Source organism: Mesorhizobium sp. ES1-6 (genome assembly GCF_020164775.1).
GTDB lineage: Bacteria > Pseudomonadota > Alphaproteobacteria > Rhizobiales > Rhizobiaceae > Mesorhizobium.
In genome coordinates this window covers 138,862-165,327 of sequence record NZ_JAIUGU010000007.1, presented here as the reverse complement: position 1 = coordinate 165,327, position 26,466 = coordinate 138,862, and the positions used below count along the sequence as shown (strand labels likewise).

The 26,466-nt window shown below is 63.9% G+C and carries 28 protein-coding genes; 8 read left to right on the top strand and 20 right to left on the bottom strand.

The features are described 5' to 3' along the window. Window positions 1-110: 110 nt before the first annotated feature. Together LB564_RS19070 and LB564_RS19065 are read left to right on the top strand one after the other, a co-directional pair. A complete protein-coding gene (locus LB564_RS19070) occupies window positions 111-995 on the top strand; it encodes a GyrI-like domain-containing protein (RefSeq protein ID WP_224540050.1) in 885 nt (294 codons plus the stop codon). Window positions 996-1,220: 225 nt separating this feature from the next. Then, a complete protein-coding gene (locus LB564_RS19065; RefSeq protein WP_224540048.1) occupies window positions 1,221-3,029 on the top strand; it encodes an NAD(P)/FAD-dependent oxidoreductase in 1,809 nt (602 codons plus the stop codon). 77 nt (window positions 3,030-3,106) lie between these two features. Here LB564_RS19065 and LB564_RS19060 read toward each other — a convergent pair whose 3' ends face one another. From LB564_RS19060 to LB564_RS19050, 3 genes are all read right to left on the bottom strand, one after another. Further along, the gene (locus tag LB564_RS19060; RefSeq protein ID WP_224540046.1) at window positions 3,107-4,252 is read right to left on the bottom strand and encodes a PcfJ domain-containing protein; all 1,146 of its coding nucleotides are present in this window, start codon (window positions 4,250-4,252) and stop codon (window positions 3,107-3,109) included. Window positions 4,253-4,967: 715 nt separating this feature from the next. Next, the gene (locus LB564_RS19055; RefSeq protein ID WP_224540044.1) at window positions 4,968-5,552 is read right to left on the bottom strand and encodes an HD domain-containing protein; all 585 of its coding nucleotides are present in this window, start codon (window positions 5,550-5,552) and stop codon (window positions 4,968-4,970) included. After that, window positions 5,549-6,700 carry a gamma-butyrobetaine dioxygenase gene (locus LB564_RS19050; protein ID WP_224540042.1) on the bottom strand — a complete coding sequence of 384 codons (1,152 nt, stop codon included), beginning with the start codon at window positions 6,698-6,700 and terminating at the stop codon, window positions 5,549-5,551. The genes LB564_RS19055 and LB564_RS19050 overlap by 4 nt, the downstream gene beginning before the upstream one ends. A 117-nt stretch (window positions 6,701-6,817) precedes the next feature. Between LB564_RS19050 and LB564_RS19045 the strand changes: the two genes are divergently transcribed. Then, window positions 6,818-7,705 carry a LysR family transcriptional regulator gene (locus LB564_RS19045; RefSeq protein WP_224540039.1) on the top strand — a complete coding sequence of 296 codons (888 nt, stop codon included), beginning with the start codon at window positions 6,818-6,820 and terminating at the stop codon, window positions 7,703-7,705. A gap of 6 nt (window positions 7,706-7,711) precedes the next feature. Here LB564_RS19045 and LB564_RS19040 read toward each other — a convergent pair whose 3' ends face one another. The 3 genes from LB564_RS19040 to LB564_RS19030 are packed head-to-tail and all read right to left on the bottom strand — an operon-like array spanning window position 7,712 to window position 9,161. After that, window positions 7,712-8,242, bottom strand: a complete 531-nt coding sequence (locus LB564_RS19040; RefSeq protein WP_224540037.1) for a GNAT family N-acetyltransferase — start codon at window positions 8,240-8,242, stop codon at window positions 7,712-7,714. Between the two features lie 42 nt (window positions 8,243-8,284). Next, window positions 8,285-8,593 carry a hypothetical protein gene (locus LB564_RS19035; RefSeq protein ID WP_224540034.1) on the bottom strand — a complete coding sequence of 103 codons (309 nt, stop codon included), beginning with the start codon at window positions 8,591-8,593 and terminating at the stop codon, window positions 8,285-8,287. 4 nt (window positions 8,594-8,597) lie between these two features. Continuing rightward, on the bottom strand, window positions 8,598-9,161 hold the full coding sequence (locus tag LB564_RS19030) for a helix-turn-helix domain-containing protein (protein ID WP_224540032.1): 564 nt from the start codon (window positions 9,159-9,161) through the stop codon (window positions 8,598-8,600). 153 nt (window positions 9,162-9,314) lie between these two features. Between LB564_RS19030 and LB564_RS19025 the strand changes: the two genes are divergently transcribed. Then, on the top strand, window positions 9,315-11,147 hold the full coding sequence (locus LB564_RS19025) for an ATP-binding protein (protein WP_224540030.1): 1,833 nt from the start codon (window positions 9,315-9,317) through the stop codon (window positions 11,145-11,147). Window positions 11,148-11,396: 249 nt separating this feature from the next. Here LB564_RS19025 and LB564_RS19020 read toward each other — a convergent pair whose 3' ends face one another. Both LB564_RS19020 and miaA read right to left on the bottom strand, forming a co-directional pair. Then, on the bottom strand, window positions 11,397-12,191 hold the full coding sequence (locus LB564_RS19020; RefSeq protein ID WP_140701837.1) for a GGDEF domain-containing protein: 795 nt from the start codon (window positions 12,189-12,191) through the stop codon (window positions 11,397-11,399). Window positions 12,192-12,296: 105 nt separating this feature from the next. Continuing rightward, entirely contained in the window at window positions 12,297-13,262 is a 966-nt protein-coding gene (gene miaA / locus LB564_RS19015) for a tRNA (adenosine(37)-N6)-dimethylallyltransferase MiaA (RefSeq protein ID WP_140702247.1), read from the bottom strand. Here miaA and serB point away from each other — a divergent pair. Beyond that, window positions 13,252-14,139 carry a phosphoserine phosphatase SerB gene (gene serB / locus LB564_RS19010; protein WP_224540028.1) on the top strand — a complete coding sequence of 296 codons (888 nt, stop codon included), beginning with the start codon at window positions 13,252-13,254 and terminating at the stop codon, window positions 14,137-14,139. The two genes, miaA and serB, sit on opposite strands and share 11 nt — an antisense overlap. After that, window positions 14,136-14,708, top strand: a complete 573-nt coding sequence (locus LB564_RS19005) for a GNAT family N-acetyltransferase (protein ID WP_224540026.1) — start codon at window positions 14,136-14,138, stop codon at window positions 14,706-14,708. Before serB ends, LB564_RS19005 begins: the two co-directional genes overlap by 4 nt. Before the next feature lie 44 nt (window positions 14,709-14,752). On the opposite strand, the gene LB564_RS19000 is transcribed toward LB564_RS19005, so the two are convergent. From LB564_RS19000 to LB564_RS18975, 6 genes are all read right to left on the bottom strand, one after another. After that, on the bottom strand, window positions 14,753-16,270 hold the full coding sequence (locus tag LB564_RS19000; protein ID WP_224540024.1) for a DegQ family serine endoprotease: 1,518 nt from the start codon (window positions 16,268-16,270) through the stop codon (window positions 14,753-14,755). A 134-nt stretch (window positions 16,271-16,404) separates the two neighbouring features. Next, window positions 16,405-16,593, bottom strand: coding sequence for a DUF2065 domain-containing protein (locus LB564_RS18995; protein ID WP_140701841.1), 189 nt, complete (start codon window positions 16,591-16,593; stop codon window positions 16,405-16,407). Between the two features lie 6 nt (window positions 16,594-16,599). Further along, window positions 16,600-17,541 carry a protease modulator HflC gene (gene hflC / locus LB564_RS18990; RefSeq protein ID WP_224540022.1) on the bottom strand — a complete coding sequence of 314 codons (942 nt, stop codon included), beginning with the start codon at window positions 17,539-17,541 and terminating at the stop codon, window positions 16,600-16,602. Further along, the gene (gene hflK, locus LB564_RS18985; RefSeq protein ID WP_224540020.1) at window positions 17,541-18,656 is read right to left on the bottom strand and encodes an FtsH protease activity modulator HflK; all 1,116 of its coding nucleotides are present in this window, start codon (window positions 18,654-18,656) and stop codon (window positions 17,541-17,543) included. The genes hflC and hflK overlap by 1 nt, the downstream gene beginning before the upstream one ends. A 167-nt stretch (window positions 18,657-18,823) precedes the next feature. After that, window positions 18,824-19,342, bottom strand: coding sequence for a dihydrofolate reductase (locus tag LB564_RS18980; RefSeq protein ID WP_140701844.1), 519 nt, complete (start codon window positions 19,340-19,342; stop codon window positions 18,824-18,826). Continuing rightward, entirely contained in the window at window positions 19,342-20,358 is a 1,017-nt protein-coding gene (locus tag LB564_RS18975) for a DUF4424 domain-containing protein (protein ID WP_224540018.1), read from the bottom strand. Before LB564_RS18975 ends, LB564_RS18980 begins: the two co-directional genes overlap by 1 nt. 168 nt (window positions 20,359-20,526) lie before the next feature. Here LB564_RS18975 and cobF point away from each other — a divergent pair, with 168 nt between their 5' ends. Beyond that, window positions 20,527-21,288 (top strand): precorrin-6A synthase (deacetylating), encoded by a 762-nt coding sequence (cobF, locus tag LB564_RS18970; protein ID WP_224540016.1) that lies wholly within the window; start codon window positions 20,527-20,529, stop codon window positions 21,286-21,288. A 59-nt stretch (window positions 21,289-21,347) separates the two neighbouring features. Here the strand turns inward: cobF and LB564_RS18965 are convergent, their stop codons facing one another. The 4 genes from LB564_RS18965 to modA all read right to left on the bottom strand — a co-directional run bounded on the left by LB564_RS18965 (window position 21,348) and on the right by modA (window position 24,397). After that, on the bottom strand, window positions 21,348-21,689 hold the full coding sequence (locus LB564_RS18965) for a winged helix-turn-helix domain-containing protein (protein ID WP_140701847.1): 342 nt from the start codon (window positions 21,687-21,689) through the stop codon (window positions 21,348-21,350). A 74-nt stretch (window positions 21,690-21,763) separates the two neighbouring features. Further along, window positions 21,764-22,876: a molybdenum ABC transporter ATP-binding protein gene (modC, locus tag LB564_RS18960; protein ID WP_224540015.1), complete on the bottom strand. Its 1,113-nt coding sequence runs from the start codon at window positions 22,874-22,876 to the stop codon at window positions 21,764-21,766. Continuing rightward, on the bottom strand, window positions 22,873-23,577 hold the full coding sequence (gene modB, locus LB564_RS18955) for a molybdate ABC transporter permease subunit (RefSeq protein ID WP_140701849.1): 705 nt from the start codon (window positions 23,575-23,577) through the stop codon (window positions 22,873-22,875). The genes modC and modB overlap by 4 nt, the downstream gene beginning before the upstream one ends. Window positions 23,578-23,602: 25 nt before the next feature. Continuing rightward, window positions 23,603-24,397, bottom strand: a complete 795-nt coding sequence (gene modA / locus LB564_RS18950) for a molybdate ABC transporter substrate-binding protein (RefSeq protein WP_224540013.1) — start codon at window positions 24,395-24,397, stop codon at window positions 23,603-23,605. Between the two features lie 175 nt (window positions 24,398-24,572). On the opposite strand from modA, the gene LB564_RS18945 reads away from it, so the two are divergent. Next, on the top strand, window positions 24,573-24,782 hold the full coding sequence (locus LB564_RS18945) for a molybdopterin-binding protein (RefSeq protein ID WP_224540011.1): 210 nt from the start codon (window positions 24,573-24,575) through the stop codon (window positions 24,780-24,782). 12 nt (window positions 24,783-24,794) lie between these two features. Here LB564_RS18945 and LB564_RS18940 read toward each other — a convergent pair whose 3' ends face one another. Both LB564_RS18940 and LB564_RS18935 read right to left on the bottom strand, forming a co-directional pair. After that, the gene (locus tag LB564_RS18940; RefSeq protein ID WP_224540008.1) at window positions 24,795-25,589 is read right to left on the bottom strand and encodes a thymidylate synthase; all 795 of its coding nucleotides are present in this window, start codon (window positions 25,587-25,589) and stop codon (window positions 24,795-24,797) included. Between the two features lie 418 nt (window positions 25,590-26,007). Then, entirely contained in the window at window positions 26,008-26,319 is a 312-nt protein-coding gene (locus LB564_RS18935) for a DUF2853 family protein (protein WP_140701853.1), read from the bottom strand. Window positions 26,320-26,466 lie beyond the last annotated feature (147 nt).

The following is a 26,466-nucleotide window of genomic DNA, read 5'->3' as shown; positions in this document are numbered from 1 at the left end:
CTCATAAACGGTCCTTGGCGACGTCCCGATACCTGTGACAAAACCGCAAGATCGGTCGAGCGTTTCATGTCCGCGTGCCCTTAATTGGTGCTGCCACGGAGAACGGAACGATGAAGGCGGCGCTTCAAAACTACCATGTCCGGATGCAGCGGGTGCTGGATCACATCGACCAGCATTTGGACGGCAATCTCGACCTGGACGCGTTGAGCGGCGTCGCTGCATTTTCCAAATACCATTTCCACCGGCAGTTCACGGCAACCTTCGGGCTGTCCGTGCATCGCTATGTCCAGCTTGCCCGTATGAAGCGTGCTTCGCACCGGCTGGCCTCGAGCGAGGCCCATAGCGTCACGGACATAGCGATGGATGCCGGCTACGATGCACCTGATGCGTTCGCCCGCGCCTTTCGGCGACGGTTCGGGCAATCGCCTTCGTCGTTCCGGAAATCGCCCGACTGGGCACCGTGGCTTGCGGCCTTCGGGCCTCTGGACAACGCTAGGAGCAAGCTCATGCAGATTACCTATGACCACGACGACGTGACGATCCGCGATATGCCCCCAACCCCGGTGGCGATCATGGAGCATCGAGGGGACCGGGCGACGCTCGGCGACACGATCCAGCGGTTCATCGCCTGGCGCAAGGCCGCCGGCCTGTCACCCGAGACGAGCCCAACCTTCAACGTCTTCAGGTCCGAGCGGATTACCGCGGTCCCCGCCGACTACAGCATGGACCTGTGCGTCGGGACCGACCTGCCGATTGATGCCGATGACGGACAGATGAAGGCCGGCGTGATCCCCGGCGGACGCTGCGCGGTGCTGCGTGTCGTCCACAATACCCACAATCTGGAGCCCGCCGCGCTTTACCTTTATCGCGATTGGCTTCCCGCCAGCGGCGAGGAAGCGCGTGACTTCCCGATCTATTGCCGACGACACTTTTCGTTCTTCCCGAACGTGCCGGTGCATGACGTGGTCGTGGAATTGTTCCTGCCGCTAAAGTAGCGCCCTGTGACGGGGCGTGATCTACTCTGGTGTTGCATCGACCGTGGCGTACCATGGCGCATGCAACACCGCCGCAACGGCCCGCAACACCGGAAGTCGCGAGGCCGTACTGATTTCACGACGATTTCCGCCGTGCGGCGTGGTTGGCATGCCCTTTGCCTAGGTTCTAGGCACGATCTGGCGCCTGGAGGAGGAGCCATGAACCCGACAACCGGAGGAGAAACCATGCTCGAAAGAACACCCACCACGAAGGCGCAGGCGCTGCTCGACAAGTTCGGCAAGGCGCTGGAGACCGGCGACATCGACGCGGCGGCCAATTGTTTCCAGGCGGATTGCTACTGGCGCGACCTCGTCACCTTCACCTGGAACCTGAGGACGATGGAGGGCCAGGACCAGGTCCGCGACATGCTGAAGGCGACGCTGGCCGAGACCGGGCCGAGCGACTGGAAGGTGGCGCAGGGCGAGGAAGCGACCGAGGCGGATGGCGTCACCACCGCCTGGATCACGTTCGAGACCAAGGTGGCGCGCGGCTTCGGCCTAGTGCGGTTCAAGGGCGACCTGATCTGGACCTTGCTCACCACCATGGCCGAACTCAAGGGCCATGAGGAGAAAGCCGGCTTCACCCGTCCGCTCGGCGCCAAGCATGGCCATGGCAAGGACAGGAAATCCTGGCGCGAGGAGCGTGACGACGAACTCGCCGAGCTTGGCCGCGGCAAGCAGCCTTATGTCGTGATCATCGGCGGCGGCCAGGGCGGCATTGCGCTCGGCGCGCGCCTGCGCCAGCTTGGCGTGTCGGCCATCATCGTCGAGAAGAACGAGCGCCCCGGCGATTCCTGGCGCAAGCGCTACAAGTCGCTGTGCCTGCACGATCCGGTCTGGTACGACCATCTGCCCTATATCGACTTCCCCAAGAACTGGCCGGTCTTCGCGCCGAAGGACAAGATCGGCGACTGGCTCGAGATGTATACGAAGGTGATGGAGCTGAACTACTGGTCCTCCACCTCGGCGAAATCCGCGAAATATGACGAGAAGGCCGGGGAATGGACTGTCGTGGTCGAACGCGACGGCGAAGAGATCGTGCTCAAGCCCAGGCAGTTGGTGCTGGCCACCGGCATGTCCGGCAAGGCGAACTGGCCGAAATACAAGGGCCAGGACATCTTCAAGGGCGAGCAGCAGCATTCCTCGACCCATCCCGGCCCGGACAAATACCGCGGCAAGAAGGTCGTGGTCATCGGTTCCAACAACTCCGCCCACGACATCTGCGCGGCTCTGTGGGAGGCAGGCGCGGACGTCACCATGGTGCAGCGTTCCTCCACGCACATCGTCAAGTCCGACACGCTGATGGATATCGGGCTGGGCTCGCTCTATTCCGAGCAGGCGGTCGAGAACGGCATGACGACACGCAAGGCCGACCTCATCTTCGCCTCCCTGCCCTACCGCATCCTCCACGAATTCCAGATCCCGCTTTACCAGCAGATGAAGGAACGCGACGCCAAGTTCTACGCGGACCTGGAAAAGGCCGGCTTCCTGCTCGACTGGGGCGATGACGGCTCGGGCCTGTTCATGAAATACCTGCGCCGTGGTTCGGGCTACTACATCGATGTCGGCGCCTGCGACCTCGTCATCGACGGCTCGATCAAGCTCAAGAGCGGACCGGGTGCGGCGGTGGAGGAGCTGACGCAAACCGGCGTCAAATTCGTCGATGGAAGCGAGTTGCCGGCAGATCTGGTGATCTACGCCACCGGCTACGGCTCAATGAACGGCTGGGCGGCGGACCTCATCTCGCAGGAGGTGGCGGACAAGGTCGGCAAGGTCTGGGGTCTCGGCTCCGACACCGCCAAGGACCCCGGCCCCTGGGAAGGCGAGCAGCGCAACATGTGGAAGCCGACCCAGCAAGAGGCGCTGTGGTTCCACGGCGGCAACCTCCACCAGTCGCGCCACTATTCGCAGTATCTGGCGCTGCAGCTGAAGGCCCGGCAGGTCGGATTGCCGACCCCGGTCTACGGGCTGCAGCAGGTCCATCACAAGGCTTAGCCGGCATCCCTGGGAGCACCCCTGCTTCCTTATCACCAAGGCCCCGCGCGGCATATCCGCCGCGCGGGGCCTTGGTGTCAGTTCCTCAGCATCACGCCCCTCGCCTTGGCCCAGCGCTCGATGACCTTGCGCTCATCGGGCAAGGCGACGCGGTTGGAGAAACCGCGCACCTGCACGGCACGGTTCTGCGCATCGAGTTCGATCGTCAGCAACCGCTCGATCTTGCCGAGTGCCGTACGCCGCAGCACCCAGATCGAGGCGTTGCCGGCGATGCATTTGGCCGCATAGGTCGACACGCAGTGATGCATCGCCCTCGACTCCGCGACCAGGTCCTCGGCCGTCCGCAACTGGCGAACGAAGAAGCGCTCGCCATGGGCTTTCGCTTCCTTGGCCGAAGGCTGCCACTCCCAATCCTCGAGCCGCGAGCCATCCCAGGCACCATCCTTTGTCGGCGAAGCCCGGCCGGCGGCGCGGCGGCGCATGGCCTCGATACGCTCGATCGCGGCAATGTCGCGGTGCCATTCCGACATCTGCCGGCGCAGCGAGCCGAGCGTGCGGCCCTTCAGGCTGTAGGCCGCATCGCGCCGGTGCATGGCGCCGACATAGTCGCAGAGATCGTCGACCTCCTCCCTCGACGTGGGCTGTGCGCAGAAGAAACGCGCCACCTCACGCCAGAAGGCCAGATCGGCGCGCGGCGTGCGCGCGATCTTCGTGCGGGCAAGCCGTGCCGCCAGGCCGAGATCATCCGTGCAGGACCGAATGATCGCCACCCAGAACGCCTCCTCGAAGGTGAAGTCGCCCGACAGGTTCAGGAAGCAATGCACCTCCTTGCGCGAGAGCCACGCATTGGCGCCCGCCTTGTAGAGCGAGTCGCCGCGCGCGACCGCGACATACCAGGCCTTGCGCAGCGCGATCTCGTCGGCATTGAGCCCCGAGCCATCATGCCAGATGGCCTCGAGCGCGGCCGAGACAGGGTAGCGCGCATAGAGATGACGAGCAGCGGCCAGTCGCAGGCGCGCGGGGTCGCGCGTCTTCAGCTTCGGACGCCACAGCGCGCCATCGCGGATCGCCACGCCGGCAAAGCCCCGGCGCACCTCGTCAAGCGCCCGCTCGAAATCCGGAGCGGGACGCGGCATGGCGCAAACCCGCCGCAGCGTTGCATCATATGCTTCAGTACGTTCGCGCTCGGCCTCGTGCCTGCGCTGGATCATGGACCTGGCCATGGCCGTTCTTCCCAATTGGAACCCTGTCAACCGCACGCTCTTCCAGCGCCGGCACGGACTGTGTCGATCTGGGTTGGCGTGACATTTGACGGGTCTCCTCTGGGGATGATTGGTTGGACTGGGCGCGCTCCCTAGGCTCCCGCCGAGGTCGAGGTCAAGGCTATTCTTTCAATGTTTACAAAGGTATGGCTAGGTGTTGCAAAGACGCATCTCGAGCTTGCCGGCAGCCGCCAGCGTCGGCTGGGAGCTTCTCTGCTCCCACCGCTTCAGTGACATGGGTGACGCCGATGTCGCGCATGGAAATAGCTGCGCGCGTCGCGGCCAAACGGTTGCCGGATCGTCGGAAAATTAAAAATCCGGTAAGGCGCGGATCAGCCGGTTCGACCGCCGTGCAGGCGCGAAATGCGGGAACAAGATCTCATCTTCGCCTCCATCATACGTGTGGTCGATATCCGCGGCAGCTCTGGCCGCAGGTTGGGCGCGGCTAATATCTGGAAATAGAGGCATCGACAAGATGGCGGGCCAGGTCGGCTTTCACATCGAGAAAAGCGGCAGCGGCAAGCTCACGCGGCTCCCCGCCTGGGGTGACCGGCGATGGCGCGAAAATGTCCGCGCCGGCCAATCTCTCACGGCAAGCCTCCGGCCGGTATGCGGCCACCGCTTCTTCGCCGTCGAAGCAGAAACACATGAGCTGTCCCCCCGGTGGTTGGTTGCGTCAAGGCCGATTTGCGAAGTCGTGCACGACTCGCTGCAGCAGCGGCACGTAGTCGCGAAACGCCCGCGTCTCCATATTGGCGACCTTGCCGCCCTCGTCCCAGATGCGAACCCGCACCGCTTCCTCGTGGAACGGGTTCTCGCGGAACTTGGCCACCTCGTCGGCACTCATGGGTCCGCCCTGCAGGGACAAGGTATGAACCGAAGCCGGCGACAGCCTGGAGAAATAGGTCGGGTCGGTGGCGCAGAGATAGCGCTTGGCGGCGACATGCAGCCGGACGCATTCGACGATGACCGGCGGGAAGAACGGCGCCAGCACCTCGCCACCGGCCTCGTCGTGATGCTTGTCCTCGACATCGTCAGGCGAATAGGTGCCGAACTCGCTGGTGTAATGGCCGATATCGTGCAGCAGAGCGGCGGCCACCAGCACTTCTGGCGCGCCATCCTGCTCCGCCAGCCACGCCCCTTGCAGCATGTGTTCTGACATGGTCACCGGCTCGCCGAGATAAGATTCGGCGCCACGGCGCTCGAAGATGTCGGCGATGAACTCGACGATATTGTCCGCATTCAAATCCTGCCCGCTCATTCCGCTGCCTCCTTGAAGCCGTGTTCGATCGCCGCGAGCGTCGACAGGAGGCCGTCCTTGTCGGCGTAGCATCCCTGCAGCCAGCGCTTGCCGGTGCCGGAAAACGCCTTGCGGGCATGCATGACACGGGTGTTGTCGACGATGAAGGCCTGCCCTGCTTCCAGCTTGAAGGTCACTTCGAAGGACGGGGCCTCGATCAGTTCGGCGAACCGACGATAGGCGGCATAGTAGGCGCCCATATCGGCGAACGGCACATCGACGACAGGCGCCAGCGAACGGTTGTTGAAGCGGATGCAGATGAGTTCGCCATCCGGCCCGAGTTCGATCATCGGCCGCTTCGCGTGCAGCCGAACGCCGGATGAACCGGCATATTCGAAGCGTGCCGGACAGGAACTCAACAGCCGGAAACCTTCGGGGTTTTCGGCCTGCAAGGCGGCGGCGACGGCAAAACCGTCGACGACGCTGGATTCACCGCCCTCCACCGTGTTCTCGATGCAAGACAGGATCTGCAGTGTCGGCACCGGATCGCGATAGGGATTGTCGGTATGCGCCTGCAGGCCGAGATTGGTGTAGGCGAGATTGCTGGGATTGACCTCGGCGCGTACTTCGAACCAGCGGCCGTAATTGGTCTCCCTGATGTAACCGAACAGGTCGGACACTTTGCACAGCGCGCCGGATTCGGCCGGCAAGCCGTCCATCACCGCAAAGCCATAGGCTCGAACCGAAGACAGCCATTGGCGCAGGACGTTGCGGTCGTGGCTGGCGGCTGCATAGCCGGCACGCGGCACCGAATTCTGCATCGTCGCCTTGGTCCAGCGCGCAATCTCGTCACCGGTCCAGCCGGCTTGGCGGGCCATGTCACGATCATAGGCATTGGCGCTCAGCCATTGCGCGGGAAAGCTGACCGTCTTGCCTTCCGGAATGAAGCGGACCTCAAGGGCATCGCCCTTGATCGAGGCCGCGTCGATCCTGGTATCCGCCGGAACGTCGAGGATGGTGATCAGCCGCTGGCCGTTACCGGCACTGCGCGTTTTGTCGTCGAGCGCATTGTCGCGCAGCCATATCGCGTGAAAGCGGGTGCGCCTCCCGTCCTGCCAGCCAAGTTCGATCGTTCTGCCTTCGTCGCCAACCAGCGCGTGGGTGAGCATGAAATCCGTCCTGTCGCCTTGTTGCCCACGGTTCGTGCCGTGGTTTCGATTGCATGTTGACCGCCCGAAAGGCATAATTCAAATTATCATTTTTTGGCCAATGACATCGATTTGCTAATGACTCGACGAACCATACCCACCTTGCCCCCGCTCGACTGGCTGCGCAGTTTCGAAGCAGCGGCGCGGTTGTCGAATTTCACGGCGGCGGCGGCCGAACTCGGCCTGACCCAGGCAGCGGTCAGCCAGCACATCCGGCTGCTCGAGGAGCGGCTGAAGACGCGGCTGTTCTCGCGGCTGGCGCGCGGCGTCGCGCTGTCGCCAGAGGGTGCGGCCTACCTGCCCCACATCCAGTCGGCCTTCGCCACCATTGGCAGCAGCACCGCGGAACTGTTCGAACCGCGCGCCGTCCAGACCGTCTCGATCCGGGTGCCGATCTCGTTTGCCCTGCTGGCGCTGGTGCCGGCGCTGCCCGATCTCGCCGAGGCGTTGCCGCGCATCCAACTCGATCTGGTGACGATCCATCGCCCCGCGGACTACGATCTGCCGGGCTCGGCGCTCGACATCCGGTTCGGAAACGGATCCTTTCCCGGACGCGAGGCCGAGAGGCTGACCACCGAACGGCTCGTGCCGGTGGCAAGCCCGGTTTTGGCCGACGCCGCCGACTGGACCTCGCTGCCGCTGCTGCTCGTGGCCGGCGCGCGCGAGATGTGGGCGGAATGGTTCGCGGCGGCCGGATTGGCCGGCCATGCGCAGCGGTCGCATCGCTTCGACAGTTTCGTCGCCGCGATGGGGGCGGCGAGCGCCGGCGCCGGTGTGCTTCTGGGATCGCGCCCCCTGGTCGACGCGGCGCTTGACAGCAGGGCGCTGGTCCGGCTTTCCGATTTTGAACTCTCCAGCACGTCAGGGCATTTTCTGACCAGGCCGTCATCCGCGCGGCTGACCAGCGCCGAGCAGGATTTCCGCCACTGGCTGCTCAGGCGTCTTGCCGGAAAGGCCTGGGCCTGACTGGTGCTAGCGCAAGGCTGTGCCGATACGCTTCCAGTAGATCAGCGTGCCCGTCAGCCCGCCATGCGGCTTCAGCGCATAATCCGGTATCTCGCCGGCCAGGGTGAAGCCAAGCGTCTCGTAAAGTCCTGAAGCCCCCTCCTCCGTCGCCGTGTCCAGAACCAGCAGCGTGCGACCCCTTTCCGCCGCCAGACGCTCGGCGGCCCGCATCAGGCGCGTCCCGACACTCCGGCCCCGGTATTCGACCGATGTCATCAGCTTGGCGATCTCGGCCCGGTGCGGCTGGTTGGGCGGGCAATCGAGCAACAAGGTGACAGTACCGATCAGGGCCTTGCCGTCCCAGGCGCCGAGCACCATTCTTTCGCCTTTTGCCGCCGAGGCCAGGGACTTCTCCCAGAACGCGCTTGCCGCCTCCAGCGCCAGCGGATGCATGAAGCTGACCGATCCGCCGGCGGCAACCGTTTCGACCAGCAGATCCGCCAGCATCGCCAGTGTTTCCGTGCTGGCGGTCAACGGCCCGATCTCGATGGCATTCATAGCTGGTCCTCTGGAATGATTGAGGGGTTGGTGGCGCCGGCGTCAGTCGAGATGGCGCACCCGGCGTCGCTTGCGCGCGGCCTTGATGGCGCTGATACGCTCGGTGTCTTCTTCCCTGAGATGCCGACCCCGCTCGAGGATTTCAAGCGTGTATTCCTCATAGGTCAGGCCCAGCCGTTCCGCCCTGTCCATGCGCATCAGCATCACCTCGCGGCTCGGCGCCTTCCACGCCTTGGCGTGTGCTGCCTGCCAGGCCAGGAAGATGTAAGGATCGCCCTTGCCCCATGGCGGCCCCTTGTAGTCATCAAGAGGCGGCCCCCCATTGTGGGAGCGCTTTGGCCGGTTCGCCATGATGTCAGCCCCTGACCAGCGCGACGAGATAGTCGGCGCCCGGCTCCAGCGCGTGGAAGATGCAATCCGAAGGCGCGCCCAGCGCCAGGCAGTCGCCGGGCTCCAACCTGTGCACTTGATCACCCTCGGTGAATTCGAGTCTTCCCGAGATCAGCCAGATCTGCTGCTTGATGAAGGCATAGGAGGCGGCCGGCAAGCTGACCTTGGCGCCCGCCGGCAGGTGGACCTTGATCAGTTCGAGCGGCATCTCGCTCGCCGGCGACAGATGCCGTCTGACATAACCCGTATCGGGGTCACGCCACACCGGCTGGTCGGCCGCGCGCAGCAGCCCGCCGCCTTGCAGTTCCGCACGCGCGATGAGGGTTGACAGCGTTATGCCGAAGGCCGCCGCGATGCGCACCAAAAGTGCTGCGGTCGGGCTGGTCATGCCGCGCTCGATCGTGCTCAGCATCGCCTTGGAAACGCCGGACCTTTCGGCGAGTTCGGCCAGCGACCAGTCCCGCATGGTCCTTTCGGTGTGAATCCGCTTGCCGATGGTCGAGGAAATATCGTTCGCTATATCATCCATTCGTCCATTATAGCGAAACAACAAGACTCGTGAAGAGCCATTTCGCCACAATTTGCACCGGGGCCTTAATCCTCTCTACACCATCCGACCTCATCCGACCTTAACCCCGTTCCTGTAGGTTCCGTCTCCAGGGAAATGGGGATTGGCCTGTCCATGTATGTCGAACGCGAAGCTTCCGTCGGAGAACCGACATCGCAGGAGCGCCGCAACGCAGAGCAAAACGACAGGCGCATCCTCGGCAACGTCGTGCAATGCGACGGCGCGCGCGCCACCATCAGCGCCTATGCCGACGATGTCGACGGCGCGATCACCGGCCTGTGGACGGTCGGCAAGATGATCTCGATCAATCTGGGCACGACGCGCACCGTTGGCCTGGTCTATGCGATCGGCAAGTCGGATCGCGCCTGGAGCAACGAGGGCCAGAACGCCATCGAGGTCAGCATCGAGCTGATCGGCGAAGTGCGCGACGGCGCCGAACCCGGCGCCAAGCCGATCTTCGATCGCGGCATCACCACCTATCCGCATATCGGCGCTGTCGCGCACCGCATCCGCACCCGCGACCTGCAGGCCGTCTACGATCTGGCCGGCCGCCATTCGATCACCATCGGATCGCTGGCGCAGGACGAGGCGATCGCCGCCAACATCGCCATCGACGATACGCTGGCGCGCCACTTCGCCATTGTCGGCACGACCGGCGTCGGCAAGTCGACCGCCGTGTCGCTGCTGCTGCGCAAGTCGATCGCGGCGCGACCCGACCTGCGCATCCTGATCCTCGATCCGCACAACGAGTTCGCGGCCTCGCTGCCCGAATATTGCGTCAAGGTCGATGCCAAGACACTCGACCTGCCGTTCTGGATGTTCACGCTGGAGGAATTCGCCGAAGTGCTGTTTCGCGGACGCGAAACGGTGCCGGAAGAGATCGACGCCCTTCGCGACCTCATTCCGCTCGCCAAGAATCTCTATCGCAACCCCAATTCAGGCGCCTACCTCAGGCGCGGCAACGATGCGCTGACCGCCGATACGCCGGTGCCTTACCGCATCGCCGACCTGCTCAAGCAGATCGACGAGCGCATGGGCATGCTCGAAAGCAAGACCGACCGCCCGACGCTCAAATCGCTGAAGACGCGCATCGAATCGGCGGCCGCCGATCCCCGCTATCGCTTCATGTTCAATTCACGCCTGATCGAGGACACCATCCACGAGACGATCGGCAACATCTTCCGTGTCCCGCATCATGGCCGCCCGGTGACCTGCTTCGAGATGGCCGGCATGCCATCGGAGGTGGTCAATTCCGTCTGTTCGGTGCTGGCGCGTCTGGCCTTCGACCTCGCTCTGTGGAGCGAAGGCAAGCTGCAACTCCTGTTTCTATGCGAGGAAGCGCATCGCTATATGCCCGCCGACCCGCGCCTCGGCTTCGCGCCGACCCGGCACGCTCTGTCGCGCATCGCCAAGGAAGGCAGAAAATATGGCTGCTATCTCGGCGTCGTCACCCAGCGTCCGGGCGAACTCGACCCGACCATCCTGTCGCAATGCTCGACCTTCTTCGCCATGCGGCTCGCCAACGAGCAGGACCAGGCGATCATCCGCTCGGCCATCGCCGACTCTTCCGCTTCCACGCTGGCATTCCTGTCCTCCATGGGCCAGCGCGAAGCGATCGCCTTCGGCGAAGGCGTGGCGACGACCATGCGCCTGAAATTCGAAAGGCTGCCCGCTCACCTATTGCCCGGCACGGCCAAGCGCGAGGAAGAAGTCACTTCGAAAACCGGCGACGTCGATCTGGTGGCGATCGTCGAGCGGCTGCGCAACGTGCCTAAACCGACGCAGCAGGCGATGGCTTTCGCCGAGGTGGTCGATTCCGGCCGGCAGGCCGGCGACCCCGACTACCGCAAGCCGCCATCGGCGGCACGCGTGCAGTCGGACGAGGATTTCGATACGCGCTACGGCCTCAAACCCGCCACCTTCGGCCTGCGTCCGCAGAACGATTGAGACCTGGGCGCTACAAATCTCTGCGAACATTTCCAAGAATCCGCGCAAGCGGATCACATCCCGTGTTCGTCGGCAAGCTTGGATAAATCCCGTCAGGGAATTCGTCAGGCTGAGTCGGCTGGCGTCGGTTTCGAACCGGAGCGGAGCGGACATTCAGTCCGTGAGCACAGTTCTACTGCGACGCAGTAGAATGGGGAAGCGCAGAAAACGGCGCCAGACGGCCGGCCTCGCGAATTCAGTGACGGGATTTTAGGCGCAGACGCGGTTGCGGCCCTGCCTCTTCGCCTCATAGAGCTGGCGGTCCGCCCGGCGGTAGAACTCCTCGGCCGTTTCCTTGCGGTCCCAGACGGCAAGCCCGACGCTGGTGGTGATCTTGAGCCGGACATTGTTGCCGGAGAGGATCGACATGTTGGCGATCGCCTTGCGGATGCGCTCGGCGAATTTGGCCAAAAGGTCCGCCTCCATGTTGGGCGTGACCACGGCGAACTCCTCACCGCCCAGCCGTGCCACCACGTCATGATAGCGGGTCATGTCCTTGAGGCAGCTGGCGACGGCCTTGAGCACCTCGTCGCCAACATCGTGGCCATGCGTGTCGTTGACCTGCTTGAAATGATCGAGGTCGAGGATCATCAACCCGACCGGCTTCTCGATGCGCCGGAATTCCTCGAGATATTCCTTGAGCGCGTCGTCGAAATAACGCCGGTTCTGCATGCCGGTCAGGCCGTCGGTCAGGGCGGCGTGCTCGAACGTCTCGGAGCGGGCGCTGAGCGAAACCGTCATGGCGCGCAGCTTGCCTTCTTCCGTCGCCTGTCTGCGGATCAGCGGATAGATGAAGAAGATGCCGAAAAACAGCGCGGTGGCAAGCAGTACGCCGGTCGCGAACAGGAGCTTGTTGAGGTAGATGACCTTGTCCAGGCCCGAGGGTGTATGCAGTTCCGTGGAGAAGGATTGTAGTTGTCCATAGGCGTGCAGCGTCACCAGGCCCGCGGCCAGGATCACGAAGATAAAGACGAAAAAAGCGGATTCCGCCTTATGGAAACGCATCTGCTCCCCGATGGAAAAGTGCCCCACGACCTTATGGCACGGACGGACTTACGGAGCGTTAATTCCGACAACTTCGGCGGGAACCCTGACTGCGGGGTCAACTTTTTAAGTTGCATTAGCAACAAGTGTTTGGATCGTCGTTTCGAAATCGTCACCGGGGCACAATCTCCGCCATTCCGGCCCCAGCTGATGACGAAACCACGTCGCCTGCCGCTTGGCATATTGCCGTGTTGCGATCTTGGCGCGTTCGATCGCTTCGGGAAAGCTCGATTGCCCCGCCATGGCGGCCTGCAGCTCACGAACCCCGATCGCCTTCATCGCCGGCAGGTCCGGATCGAGACGCAGGGCCGCAAGCTGCTCGACTTCCTCCAGCGCGCCCTTGTCCAGCATCTGGTCGAAGCGCCTTTCGATACGGCCGACCAGCGCCGGCCGATCCGGCTCGATGACCAGGAAATGCGCGCTCCGCCTGTCGATGAGCGGCTGGCCGCGCTCGGCCTGCCATTCCAGGATCGACCGGCCGGATGCGTCAAGCACTTCGAGCGCGCGTACGATGCGATGGCTGTCGGTCGGCTTCAGCTGCATGGCGACTTTCGAATCCTCGCGCAGCAGGATGCCGTGCAACTTGACCGCGCCGTGCTCCTTCAACTCATAGCGCCAGCGGTCACGAATCCGCTGCGGAATGTCGGGCATTTCCGAAATGCCCTCGGCCAGAGCGCGAAAATAAAGGCCGGTGCCGCCGACGAAAATTGGTCGCCGCGCGAGCGTTCCCTCGTCGATGAGTTTCATGACGTCGCGCAGCCAGGCGCCGGTCGAGTAGGCGGTGCCTGGATGGACATGCCCGTAGAGAAAATGCGGCGCTCGTGCGAGGTCGGCCGCCTCGGGCCTTGCGGTCAGAACGTCGAGAACCGAATAACCCTGCATGGAATCGGTGTTGACGATGACGCCGCCTGTGCGTTCGGCCAGGTCGAGCGCCAGCGCCGACTTGCCGCTGGCGGTCGGCCCGGCTATCAGGATCGCGTTCTTCACGCGGCCTTCGTCCGCATCCGCGCCGGAATTCTCGATGCCGCTCATCGCCACGCTTGTGTCCCGTCCCATTGACCGCGCTTTGTCGCCGTCGCTTGCGAATATGGCCTCAGGATCGGTGGGCGCAAGCGCTGTCGTCTGGCTTGCCGAAGGCATTGCCTGCGATCTGGCCCTGCCGCAAGGGGCCGATGCTGCCGACATGACCGCCGCGTTGCGCGCCGCACTGGCCTCGGAGCCGGTCGACGTCATCGTCCAGCAGGCTGAAACGAGGCGGAAGAAAATCCTCATCGCCGACATGGATTCGACCATGATCGACCAGGAGTGCATCGACGAACTGGCCGATGAGATCGGCGTCAAGGACCGCGTCGCTTCGATCACAGCGCGGTCGATGAATGGCGAGATCGCCTTCGAGCCGGCGCTGCGCGAGCGCGTGGTATTGCTGAAAGGGCTCGACGCGGCCGTGGTCGACCGTATCGTCGCCAACAGGTTGACATTGGCCTCGGGCGGCCGCGCGCTCGTCCAGACCATGCGCGCCGACGGCGCCTGGACGGCGCTCGTCTCGGGCGGCTTCGAGGTGTTCACCACGCGCATCGCCGCCATGCTCGGCTTTCAGGAGAACCGCGCCAACCGCCTGCTCGAACAGGACGGACGCTTCACGGGACTGGTCGGCGAGCCGATCCTCGGCCGCGCCGCCAAGGCCGATGCATTGCTCGAAATCTCGGCGCGTCTTGGCCTGACGCCGGCCGATGCCATCGCCGTCGGCGACGGCGCCAACGATCTCGACATGATCCGCCTCGCCGGCACCGGTGTCGCGCTGCACGCCAAACCGACGGTGGCGGCACAGGCCAGGGTTCGCATCGACCATGGCGACCTGACCGCATTGCTCTATCTGCAGGGCTACCGCCAGGAAGACTTCGTGCAATGAAACCACTCCGTACCGAACGCCTCATCCTGCGCAATTGGGAGGATCGCGACCGCGGATTGTTCCACCGCATCAATTCCGACGAACGCGTGATGGAGTTCTTCCCGTTTCGCCGCGATCGGGCGACGGCGGATGCCAAGATGGACGAGTTGCGCGCCGCCATCGATCGCGACGGCATCGGCTTCACCGCGGTCGAGGTCGCCGCCACTGGCGAATGCATCGGCTTTGTCGGCATAACCGGAACCGACCACCTCGCCTTCCTGCCGGCCAGCATGATCGAGATCGGCTGGCGGCTGGCGCCTGAATTCTGGGGCAAGGGTTACGCCACCGAGGCCGCCGAGGCATGGCTCACCCACGGCTTCGAAACGCTGGGGCTCGACGAGATCGTCTCCTTCGCGGTCGCCAACAACGACCACTCGACAGCGGTCATGCGGCGCCTCGGCATGAGCGCCGATCCGTCCGCCGATTTCGATCATCCCGGCATTCCCGACAGCCATCCCGCGCTCAAGCGGCATGTGTTCTACCGGCTGTCTCGCCAAGACTGGCAGGCAAGAAAGAGGGCGGCCCGTTAGCCGCCCTTTTTCTTGAAATCATAGCGTTGCAGGGTTTACCGGATTCAATCCATCCGGATCGTCACAAACCTCAACTCACCGGTCTTCGACGCCAGCATCAGCAGCGCGTTCTTGCGCCCCTGCTCCTTCAGCGCGCCGATCCGGTCCATGACGTCCTTGGGCGTCGCGACAGATTCCTGCGCGATCTCGGTGATCACCTCGCCCGGCTGGATACCGCGTTCGGCAGCGGCCGAATCCTTGGCCACGTCGGTGATGACGACGCCGGAGACATCGGCGGCGATGCTGAACTTCTTGCGCGTCTCGTCATTGAGCTCGCCGACCGTCATGCCGAGCACCGCGGCGGTCGAAACGGCCGGAGCCTTGTCGCCGCCTTTGTCCTGGTCGGTGTTGCCATTCTCGCCGCTGGCGAGCTTTTCGCCATCCTCAAGCCGGCCGAGCGTCACCTTCACCGTCTGCTCGACGCCCTTGCGCACGATCAGCACGTCGACGGCCTTGCCGACCGGGCTTTCGGCGACGACGCGCGGCAGGTCGCGCATTTCATGGATATCCTTGCCGTCGAACTTGATGATGACGTCGCCGGCCTGGATGGTGCCGTTGTCGACAGGGCCGCCCTTGATGACGCCGGCCACCAGCGCGCCCTTGGCGGTCGCCATGCCGAGGCTTTCGGCGATGTCGTCCGTCACCGGCTGGATACGCACGCCGAGCCAGCCGCGCCGCGTCTCGCCATACTGGCGCAACTGGTCGACAACGCCCGAGGCGAGCTGCGAGGGAATGGAAAAGCCAATGCCGATCGAGCCGCCGGACGGCGAAATGATCGCCGTGTTCATGCCGATGACCTCGCCGGCGCTGTTGAACAGCGGTCCACCCGAATTGCCGCGATTGATCGCCGCGTCGGTCTGGATGAAGTCGTCATAGGGTCCCGAATTGATGTCGCGGTTGCGCGCCGAGACGATGCCGACCGTGACCGTGCCGCCGAGGCCGAAAGGATTGCCGACCGCCATCACCCAGTCGCCGACGCGCATCTTGGTGGAATCGCCGAATTTCACCGCCGTCAGCTTGTGGCCTTTCGGATCGACCTTCAGCACCGCGACGTCGGTCTTGGTGTCGGTGCCGACCAGCGTCGCCTTCAAGGTCACGCCATCGGAGAAATTGACCTCGATATCGTCGGCGTCGGCGATCACGTGGTTGTTGGTGACGACGATGCCTTGCTCGGCGTCGATGACGAAGCCGGATCCCAGCGACTGCACCTTCTGCGAGCCGCCATCCTTCTCGCCGCCCCGATTCTTGAAGAAATCGTCGAAGAAATCCTGGAAGGGCGAGCCTTCGGGAAGCTGCGGCATCGGCACCGCGCCCGGCCCTTCCGTGCCCTTCACCGTCTGCGAGGTCGAGATGTTGACCACGGCGCCGAGCACGCGTTCCGCCAGGTCGGCGACCGAGGCAGGTCCATCCGCGGCGAATGCCGGTGCCACGAAGGACGGAACGGCCGCGGTGCCCAGGACAAGCGCCGCGGCGCCGGCGACCAGCGTCCGTCGAGCGGCGCGCAAAAAGGTGTTGGATGTCATCGAGAAGCCTCCCGGCATTTCTGAAAGAGAAAAGCGCTTCGACGAAAACGCCGTGTCGCGCCATGATGGCAAGAAATACGGCACGTTTGCGGCTTTGACTATCGGCAGAGTGTAAATCGAGCGTTATTCCGCTTCTACCCGCCCCGCACCAGCCAGACGACACCGACGCCGATGGCGATCGCCACCAGCCCGCCGATCCGCAACGCATTCTCCGGCGTCGACAGCACCTCGCCGGCGAGCTTCCTCGCAAAGCCAGGAAAGCCGCCATAGACCAGGCCCTCTATGACGAGGACCAGGCCTATCGCCGCGAAGAAGTCCTGCACCGGCCGTTACTGGCCGGTGCTTGGTTGTGCCGCCGGCGCGGCGGGTGCCGGCGCTTTCGCCGGCCCATCCTTGCCATCGGGGTCGCGGAAGTAGCGGAAGAACTCCGAACTTGGCGACAGCACCATCGTCGTCCCGGTATTGTCCAGCGCGGTGCCATAGGCATTCATCGACCGGTAGAAGTCGAAGAAGGCGGGATCCCGCTTGTAGGCGTCGGCGAAGGTGGCGCTTCGCTGGGCTTCGCCCTCACCGCGCAGGATCTCGGACTCCTTCTGCGCCTCGGCGATGATCTCGACGACTTCGCGGTCGGCGCGGGCGCGGATGCGCTGCGCCGCCTCGTTGCCGCGCGCCCTCAGCCTTTCGGCTTCGGCCAGACGTTCGGCCTTCATGCGGTCGAAGGTCTGCTGCGAGACCTCGGCCGTGAGATCGGTGCGGCGGATGCGGACATCCTCGATCTGCAGGCCGAGCGAGGTTGCGTCGGGGCGCAGTTGATCGCGCACTTCGCGCATCATCACCGCGCGCTCTTCGGAGAGCGCGGCCTCGAAGTCGCGCAGGCCGTAGACGCGGCGGAGCGCTGCGTCGAGACGGGTCCTGAGCCGCGCCTCTGCCAGTTCGATCTGGCCGGACACCGCGGCGCGGAACACACGCGGATCCGAGATCCGGTAGGCGATGAAGGCATCGACCTCGTAGAACTTGCCGCCCGAGACCTGGACACGGATGTTGTCGAGGTCGAAGCGCAGCACGCGGTTCTCGATCAGTTGCACCGTATCGGCGTCGAAGAACGAGAACGGCGCCTTGAAGTAGATGCCGGGCTCGGTCTTGACGTCGACGATCTCGCCGAAGCGCAGCACCAGCGCCTGCTGGCGCGCGTTGACCACGAAGACCGACGAATAGATGAGGAACAGGATGACCGCCGCGATGACGACGAATACGGGAAGACGGTTACCCATCACTGGTTACCTCCCGTGGTCGCACCAAGTGCCGCCGGAGCCGGCGGCTTCTGCTGCAATGCCGGCAGCGGCAGATAGGGAACGACCCCTTGCCCGTTGCCCTGCTCGACGATGACCTTGCCGGAGTCCTTCAGAACCTTCTCCATGGTTTCCAGATAAAGCCGCTTGCGCGTCACGTCGGGCGCCTTGGCGTATTCGTCATAGACCGAGATGAAGCGCTGCGCCTCACCCTCGGCTTCCTGCACGACCCTGTTCTTGTAGGCGGCCGCGTCTTCGCGGACCTGTGCGGCCTCGCCGCGCGCCTGGCCGAGCTTCTGGTTGGAATACTGGTTGGCCTGCTCGACGAACTTGTCCTCGTCCTGCTCGGCGCGCTGCACCTCGTCGAACGCATCGGCCACCTCGCGTGGCGGCGCGGCGTCCTCGATCGAGATCGCGTTGACCTGCAGGCCGGCCTTGTAGCCGTCGAGCGTATTCTGGATGATCTCGCGCACCGAGGCCGCGATGCCCTGGCGGTCGTCGCGGAAAATATCCTGCGCCGGCCGGCGGCCGACGGCTTCGCGCATGGCGCTCTCGGCAACCTGCCGCAGCATGCCGTCCGGATCGGAGACGTCGAACAGGTAGGCGCGCGGGTCGGAGACCTGGTAGGCCACCGAAAACTGCACATTGACGATGTTCTGGTCGCCCGACAGCATCAGGCCGTTACCGCTGGTGTTGCCGCCGCCGATGTCGACGAGCTGCTCGGAGATCTTGGCGGTCTCGACGGTCTCGAGCGGCCACCAGTGGAAATGCAGGCCTGGTTGGGAAAGTTCGGCCTTCGGTTTGCCGAAGCGCAGTTCGACAGCGACCTCGTCAGGCTGCACGGTATAGACCGCCTGGAACGCCCAGAGCACGACCAGCGCCGCCGCGATCAGGCCGAAGACGGCCGGACTGGCGCCACCGCCGCCGGGCAGCGCGCGCCTCAGCCGATCCTGGCCGCGGCGGATGATGTCTTCGAGGTCGGGAGGCGACCCCTGCGGGCCGCTCGGTCCCTTTGGCCCCTGCCCCCAGGGTCCCTGATTGTTACCGCCGCCGCCCCATGGGCCGCCGCCTCCGCCACCTTTGTCGTTCCAGGGCATGAATGTCCTTTCGCTTGGAATTCCCTCAAGCGCCGGAGTTACGGCGCAAATCCAGTGTCGTTCTTCTATAGGGACGCCACGGCGCGCTTTCAACGCGATGCGCCGAAGACTTCATCCGTTTTGGGCCGGTAGCGACCCTTTGTCGTCCTTCAATGCCCTTTTTGTCTTCAAACCGTCTCGCGACGACGCTCGTAAACCGTGTAGCGCGTCGCATGGCTGTCCTTTTCGCCGGACGGAATCTCCTGCGAACTAACCACGCGCCATTTATCAGGATCGATCGGCGGGAAATGCGCGTCGCCGTCCACGGCGGCAAGGACATGGGTGACGTGCAGACGGTCGGCGAGCGGCAGCGCCTGCGCATAGATCTCGCCGCCGCCGATGACGCAGACTTCGTCGATGCCGCTCATGCAGCGTCCCCGCACCGTTGCCAGCTGGATCGCCGCTTCCAGCGTGTGCGCCACCTCGACGCCCTCGGCGCGCCAGGCCTTGTCGCGGGTGACGACAATGTTCAACCGGCCCGGCAGCGGCCGGCCAATGCCTTCATAGGTCTTGCGGCCCATGATGATGGGCTTGCCCATCGTGTCGGCCTTGAAGCGCTTGAGATCGGTGGAGAGCCGCCACGGCAACCCGCCATCGCGCCCGATCACGCCGTTCTCGGCGATGGCGACATAGATCGCGACATCCATCAATTGGCATCCCCTGTGTTGCTGTCCGAAGGATTGAGGATCAGGATGTCGATGTCGTTGTCCGGATAAAAGTCGTCCGCCGTCATCTCGAAACTTGTCGGCCCGACCTTCCTGACATTGTCGCCGCAGAACGAGACCAGCGCCTTCGGATTGCCCTTGTCGACGGTCAACTTGAATTTGCCGATGCTGCCCGTCGCCCAGTTGCCGCCGGTGGTCAGGATATAGGCGATGCGGCTTTCGTAGAATTTGGGATATCCGTCCGGATTGTCCTTCGCCGCCTTGCGCACCGCGTTCTCGAAGGTGCCGTCCATGCAATAGCGGGTCTTGTAGGCGGCGTATGAGCCCTGGAACTGGCCGTCATTGAAAAAACTGACCGATGAGGTGCCGCCGACGCTGGGCTTGTAGCGGTGCGAGACGTGAACGTCCTTGTTGGCCGGAAAGGTCGAGCGCCACCAATAGGTCGAGCGCAACTGCCAAAACGGCGCATAAGCCTGTTTCTGGCCGCCACTATCGGCTCCCGGATCCTCGATGATGATGCCGCGGCCGACCCAGTCGTCGGCCACCGCTTGCGGCAGCTTCGCCAACGCCGCCTTGGCCGCGTCGCTGAACGGGTTGAGCGGCACACTCTGCGCCTTGAGGTCGGCGCTGATGTCGATGCCGAGCGCGAACACCTTCTGCTCGAGCTGCGGCTTTGCCGGCGCGCCGTCGATGGTCACCTCGAAACCCAGGAAATTATCGCTTTGGTCTTCAGGGATCGCCAGCATCCCTTCGGGGTCGCCCGAAATGTCGGGCATCGGGAAGGCGACGATCGCCTCGACATCCTTGTCGGTGTTGTTGTGGAAGACGTAGTCGACCGTCACTTTTTCAGGCGAGATGAAGAGGTCCTCGCTTTGCATCGCCACGGCATCGCTGCGCGACAGGATCAGGCCGCCGGTGCCTAGCTCTGCGATCGAGTCGTTGGCCAGGGCAGGCGCGGCCGAAAGCGCCAACGCCAAAATCAAACCATGTCGCAACATCGGAGCCCCCCTCGGCTGGAATGCCTGGATGACCCTAGCTGTTTCAATGTGGCGTTTCAAAGCCCTTCCACGACAGTCCTCAGGTCTGACACGCGGTCTGGACACGCACGCGGTCTGACACGCACGCGGTCTGGACTAACAGGTTGCGATCGGGCAGGAGTGCGCCGCATGCGCAAGCTTCTCGTCATCGGCATCGGCGCCGGCAACCCCGACCACATGACCGTGCAGGCCATAACAGGCCTAAACAGGGCGGACGTCCTGTTTATTCCGGACAAAGGCGCCAGGAAGAATGACCTTGCCGACCTGCGCCGCGAGATCTGCGACCGCTTCGTCACCAATCCGGCCTCACGCCGCGTCGAGTTCGACGTGCCGGTGCGCGCCGAGCCAACGTCTTCCTATCGCTCGACCGTCGACGATTGGCACGAAGCCATCGCGGCCATCTACGAGGGCCTGATCGGCGACGAAATTGCCGGGGATGGCTGCGGCGCTTTCCTGATCTGGGGCGATCCCTCGCTTTACGACAGCGCCCTGCGCATCCTGGAGCGGGTTCGCCTGAGGGGCAATGTCGCCTTCGACCTCGAAGTCATTCCCGGCATAACAGCCATCCAGGCCCTGGCCGCCAGCCACAAGACGGCACTGAACCGCATCGGCGATTCCGTGCTGGTCACCACCGGCCGCCGCCTGGCCGAGGAAGGCATGCCGGAGAATGCCGGCAGCGCCATCGTCATGCTCGACGGCAAATGCGCCTTCAACACGCTTCCCGACCAGGATCTTTTCATCCAATGGGGCGCCTATCTCGGCACGCCGGATGAAATCATCATTTCCGGCCGCCTCGGCGATGTCGGTGAAGAGATCAAAAAGCGCCGCGAGGAAGCCCGCAAGGAGAAGGGCTGGATAATGGATACGTATTTGCTGCGAAAGCAAGAGTAGTGAGTAGTGAGTAGTGAGGCCGCCTAATTCCCTACTGACTACTGACCACTCCCTCTACTCTACCCCGCCTCGATCTCGGCCTGCAGTGCATCCATATGCGTCGCCGCCGCCGCGCTCGCCGCGCGTTCGATGGCGCGAAAACGGCTGACCACGGCCAGGCCGACCGTCGTCAGTTGCGCGCCGCCGCCCTTGCGGCCGCCGGTCTGCGCCGCCACCAGCGGCTTGCCGAACACCCGGTTCATGTCCTCGACCAGGTCCCAGGCGTGCTTGTAGGACATCTCCATGCCGCGCGCGGCGGCCGAGATCGAGCCGAAGGTGGCGATGTGCTCCAGGAGCTCGATCTTGCCAGGACCTATCCGTCCGTCCGGATCGAGATTTATCCGCAGGCTCAGCGATGGCATTTATGGTCCTCCACGGTCGCTTCAGTCTCGGCAACCGTTATTCCAAAACAATATAGCGCCGATCGCTGCCCCTGTCAGCCGTCGGCCCCGAGCGGCAAGCCGGCGCCGGTGTTGGCGCGGTCGAAGCTCACAGTCTTGACCACCGCGAAAACCTTGCCGCCGAGCCGCAGCTTCAGCGCCTGCCGCGACTGTTCGGTGATGCGGGCGAGCACGGTTGCGCCATTGCAGTCGATGCCGACCTCGACCGTCGGCCCCTCGCCCGGGCTGATCGCGACAATCGTGCCGGGCAGGATGTTGAGGGCGCTGAGGCCCGTCGGTTTCTCCGTGGCGATCATCACGTCGCGGGCGCGAATGCGGATACGCACCGAAGCCCCGGGCCTCATTTCAAGGCGCGGCACGCGGATCTCGCCGGCGGCCGAGCCGAGCACGGTCATGCCGAAAGCCTCGTCGTGACGCAGCACCTTGGTGTCCAGCACCGACCCACCCTCGCCGCGCTCCTCGGCCGGCAGCAGGTCAAGCCTTTGCATGACAGCCTCGGTCGGACCGCTGGCCGTGACCTTGCCCCGCGCCAGCATCACCACGTCGCTCGCCAGCCGGGCCACCTCGGCAACCGAATGGCTGACATAGACGATCGGGATCTTCGTCTCGTCGCGCAGCCGCTCGATATAGGGCAGGATCTCGGCCTTGCGCGCTTCGTCGAGCGAGGCCAACGGCTCGTCCATGAGCAGCAGCCTTGGGCTCGCAAGCAGCGCCCGGCCGATCGCCACCCGCTGTTTCTCGCCGCCCGACAGCTTCGCCGGTCGTCGTCCGAGCAACAGGCCGATGCCGAGCAGTTCGACGACAGCGTCCACATCCGCGTAGCGTTCCGCCGCCGGCGTGAACCAGCGGCCGTAGCGCAGATTGCTCATCACGCTCATATGCGGAAACAGGCGTGCGTCCTGGAACACCATGCCGATACGGCGCTTGTGCCTTGGTACGAAAATGCCGGCACCGGTGTCGACCAGCACGCGGCCATCGACCTCGATGCGGCCCTTTTCCGGCCGGATCAGCCCGGCGATCATATTGATCAGCGTCGTCTTGCCGGAGCCCGAGGGTCCAAACAGCGCCGTCAGCCGGCCGGCGCTCTCGAAACGAGCGTCTATGGCGAAATCGTCAAGCCGGTGGCTGATGTCGACAAGCACGCTCATTCGATGTCCATCCGCCGCCCGACGCGCCGCGCCAGCACTTCCGAGGCGACCAGTGCCGCCATCGAGATGACGATGGAAATCAGCGTCAGCCGCAGCGCCCCGTCATCGCCGCCCGGCACCTGGGTAAAGGTGTAGATCGCCGACGGCAGAGTCTGCGTCTCGCCGGGGATGTTGGAGACAAAAGTGATGGTCGCGCCGAACTCGCCCATCGCCTTGGCGAACGACAGGATGGCGCCGGCAATCAGCCCGGGCAGGATCAGCGGCAGCGTGATGGTGCCGAACACCCACAAAGGGTTGGCGCCGAGCGTGCCCGCCGCCGCCTCCATCTTGCGGTCGACCGCCTCGATCGACAGCCGGATCGCCCGCACCATCAGGGGAAAGCCCATGACGCCGCAGGCGAGCGCCGCGCCCGTCCAGCGAAACGAGAAGACGATGCCGAAATGGTCGGCCAGGAAGGCGCCGGCCGGACCGCGTTTACCGAAAGCCAGAAGCAGGAGATAACCGGTCACCACGGGCGGCAGGATCAGAGGCAGGTGCACCAGCCCGTTGAGCAGTGTCTTGCCCCAGAATTTCCCCCGGGCAAGCAGCAGTGCGATCGCTATGCCCGGCGGCAGGCTGGCGAGCATCGCCACCGTCGCCACCTTGATGGACAGCCGGACCGCATTCCATTCGTCGGGAGTGAGGTCCAGCAGCCAGTTCATCGTGCGGTATCAGGGCCTTTCGAACTCAGTTGCTCGGCGTGAGCACGGTAAAACCCTGTTCCTTGAAGAGCGTGCCGGCCTTGGCGGACTGCAGGCATTTCAGGAAGGCCGGCGTTTCCTTGTCCTTCGAATCGGCGGTCTGGGCAACCGGATAGATGATCGGCGGATGTGAATCCTCGGGAAAGGTGCCGACCACCTTGACGCCCTTTTCGGCATGCGCATCGGTGGCATAGACGATGCCGAGGGCGGCCTCGCCCGTCGACACCAGTTTCAGCGCCGCACGCACATTCTCGGCCTGCGCAACCTTGGCCTCGACCGAGGACCAGACGCCGAGTGATTCGAGTGCAGCCTTGCCGTATTTGCCGGCCGGCACCGCCTTGAAGTCGCCCATGGCGAGCTTGCCGTCACCAACCAGCTTGGCGAGGTCAAAACCCTTCTCGATCTTGGTTTCGACCGTCGAGTCCTTCGGCGCCACCAGCACGATCTCGTTGCCGAGCAGCTTCACTTCGGTGTCGTGCTTGGTCAGCTTCTTGTCGGAGAGATATTTCATCCAGTCGAGATCGGCCGAGATGAAGACGTCGGCCGGTGCGCCGCCCTCGATCTGCTTGGCCAATGCCGAACTCGCGGCATAGGAAACGGTCGCGGCCTCGCCGACATCGGCCTCGCAAGCCTTGTTGACCGCGTCGAGCGCATCCTTGAGGCTGGCTGCGGCAAACACCACCACCTTGTCCTCCGCGTGCGCTGCCGGCACCGTGGCCATGAATGTCGCTGCAAAACCGCCAATCGCGATCGCCCTCAACCCGAAACCTATGCGCGTCATTGAAAACTCTCCCTGGGTTCAAAAATCCGATCGGCTCGAAGCCTGTCGACCGATATATCCGCATGGATATAACAAGGGAAGGCCCGCCCCGCCGAAACTCCATCTGGTCTTGTGGGTGGCGCGGCGCGATTGTTCTGATAAGACGACCGCGGAACAGACCGCGAAAGGAACGCCAATGAAGATCAGCGCCCGCAACGTCCTCAAGGGGACGATCACCGAAATCGTCAAGGGAGCCACCACCTCGCATGTCCGGATCGACATCGGTGGCGGCACCATCGTCACCGCCTCGATCACCAACGAGGCCGTCGCCGATCTCGAGCTCGAAAAGGGCAAGCAGGCCTATGCTGTGGTCAAGGCCTCGGACGTGATGGTCGGCATCGACTGAGAAAGCCGCGGCTCAGACCGCGATGGGCGCCTTGATCGAGGCGTCGGCGACGTAGTTTTCCAGGCGGAAATCCTCGAAGCGGAAAGCGAACAGGTCTTTCACGTCAGGATTGATCCACATCGTCGGCAGCGCCCTCGGCGTGCGCTGCAACTGTTCGCGCGCCTGCTCGAAATGGTTCGAGTAGAGATGGGCGTCGCCGAGCGTGTGGACGAAATCACCCGGCTTCAGCCCGGTCACCCGCGCCACCATCAGCGTCAGCAGCGCATAGGACGCGATGTTGAACGGCACGCCGAGGAAGATATCGGCGGAGCGCTGGTAGAGCTGGCAGGAAAGCCGGCCCTCCGAGACGTAGAACTGGAACAGGCAGTGGCAGGGCGGCAGCGCCATGGCTTCCACCTCGGCGGGATTCCAGGCCGAGACGATCAGCCGCCGCGACTGAGGATTGCGGCGTATCTCCTTGAGAAGATTGGCAATCTGATCGATCGATCCGCCGTGACCGTCCGGCCAGGAGCGCCATTGCTTGCCATAGACCGGGCCGAGGTCGCCATTCTCGTCGGCCCATTCGTCCCAGATCGTAACGCCGTTGTCGCTCAGATATTTGATATTGGTGTCGCCGGCCAGGAACCACAGCAACTCATGGATGATCGACTTCAGATGCAGCTTCTTGGTGGTGGTGACGGGGAAGCCACGCGCCAGGTCGAAGCGCATCTGGTAGCCGAACACGGAGCGCGTGCCGGTGCCGGTGCGGTCGCCGCGATCGGCGCCGTTTTCCAACACATGCTGCAAGAGGTCGAGGTACTGGCGCATCGGTTCCGGCTCGATTCGAGTGTTTGGGCATTATAGCGCCAGACCGGCGGCCGAACACAGCAAAACGGTACAAAGCGACGCTTGCCCCACCACTCTTTCCAGCGTCTGCGCTGCCCCTCATTGCCCTGCCGGGCATTTCTCCCCGTATAGTGACGGAGAGAAAGAAGCTGGCCGCTACGCTGGCGCCCTTTTTGCAACGTTAGTCATTGGCGAAATCATCGATGGCAGATCCCCTCTCCCGTCACTATACGGGGAGTTGAGGAATGGTCCGCGTAGCGGACGAAAAGCCAACTGCTTGGCTTTTCGAATGACGAGTGCCGGCAGCCAGGTGAGGGGCGGTGCAAACCCCGACAAAGCGAAAATAAAAGCTGGAGCGGCTATTCTGCCGTACCAGCCTTCGCAAACTGATGCGCGAGCGTCACAGGGAAGCGAGCTTGCCCAGATCCTTGGCCACCAGATAGTAGAAGGTCACGCGGCCCTTGCTGTGATCCGCGGCCATCGCCTTGCAGGTCTTCTCGATCGCCGCATCGGCCTTCGCCCCGTCGCTGACGCCGAGCTTCTTGGCCACCCAGCTCTCCTTGACGCGCTCGAGCTCCTTCGGGTCCGTGCAGGACACCAGCGAGGAGTCGCGGTTCCTGAGCGCAATGCCCAGATGCTTGACGATCTTTTCGACCACGTCGGCGCTTGCCGCGCCGTCATACTTCTTCACATCCGCAAGATAGTCGGCCATCAAAAATTCCCCTCGTCGGCGCCACCGATCCGATAGATGAGGGCTGTGGCGCGCTTCGCAATTTGTGCGCTAGGTCGGTAACTCCTCACCGCCGCAAAGCTTCGGTTGAGACCGCGCCCAAGTCAACCCATGCCGTCGCGATTTGAC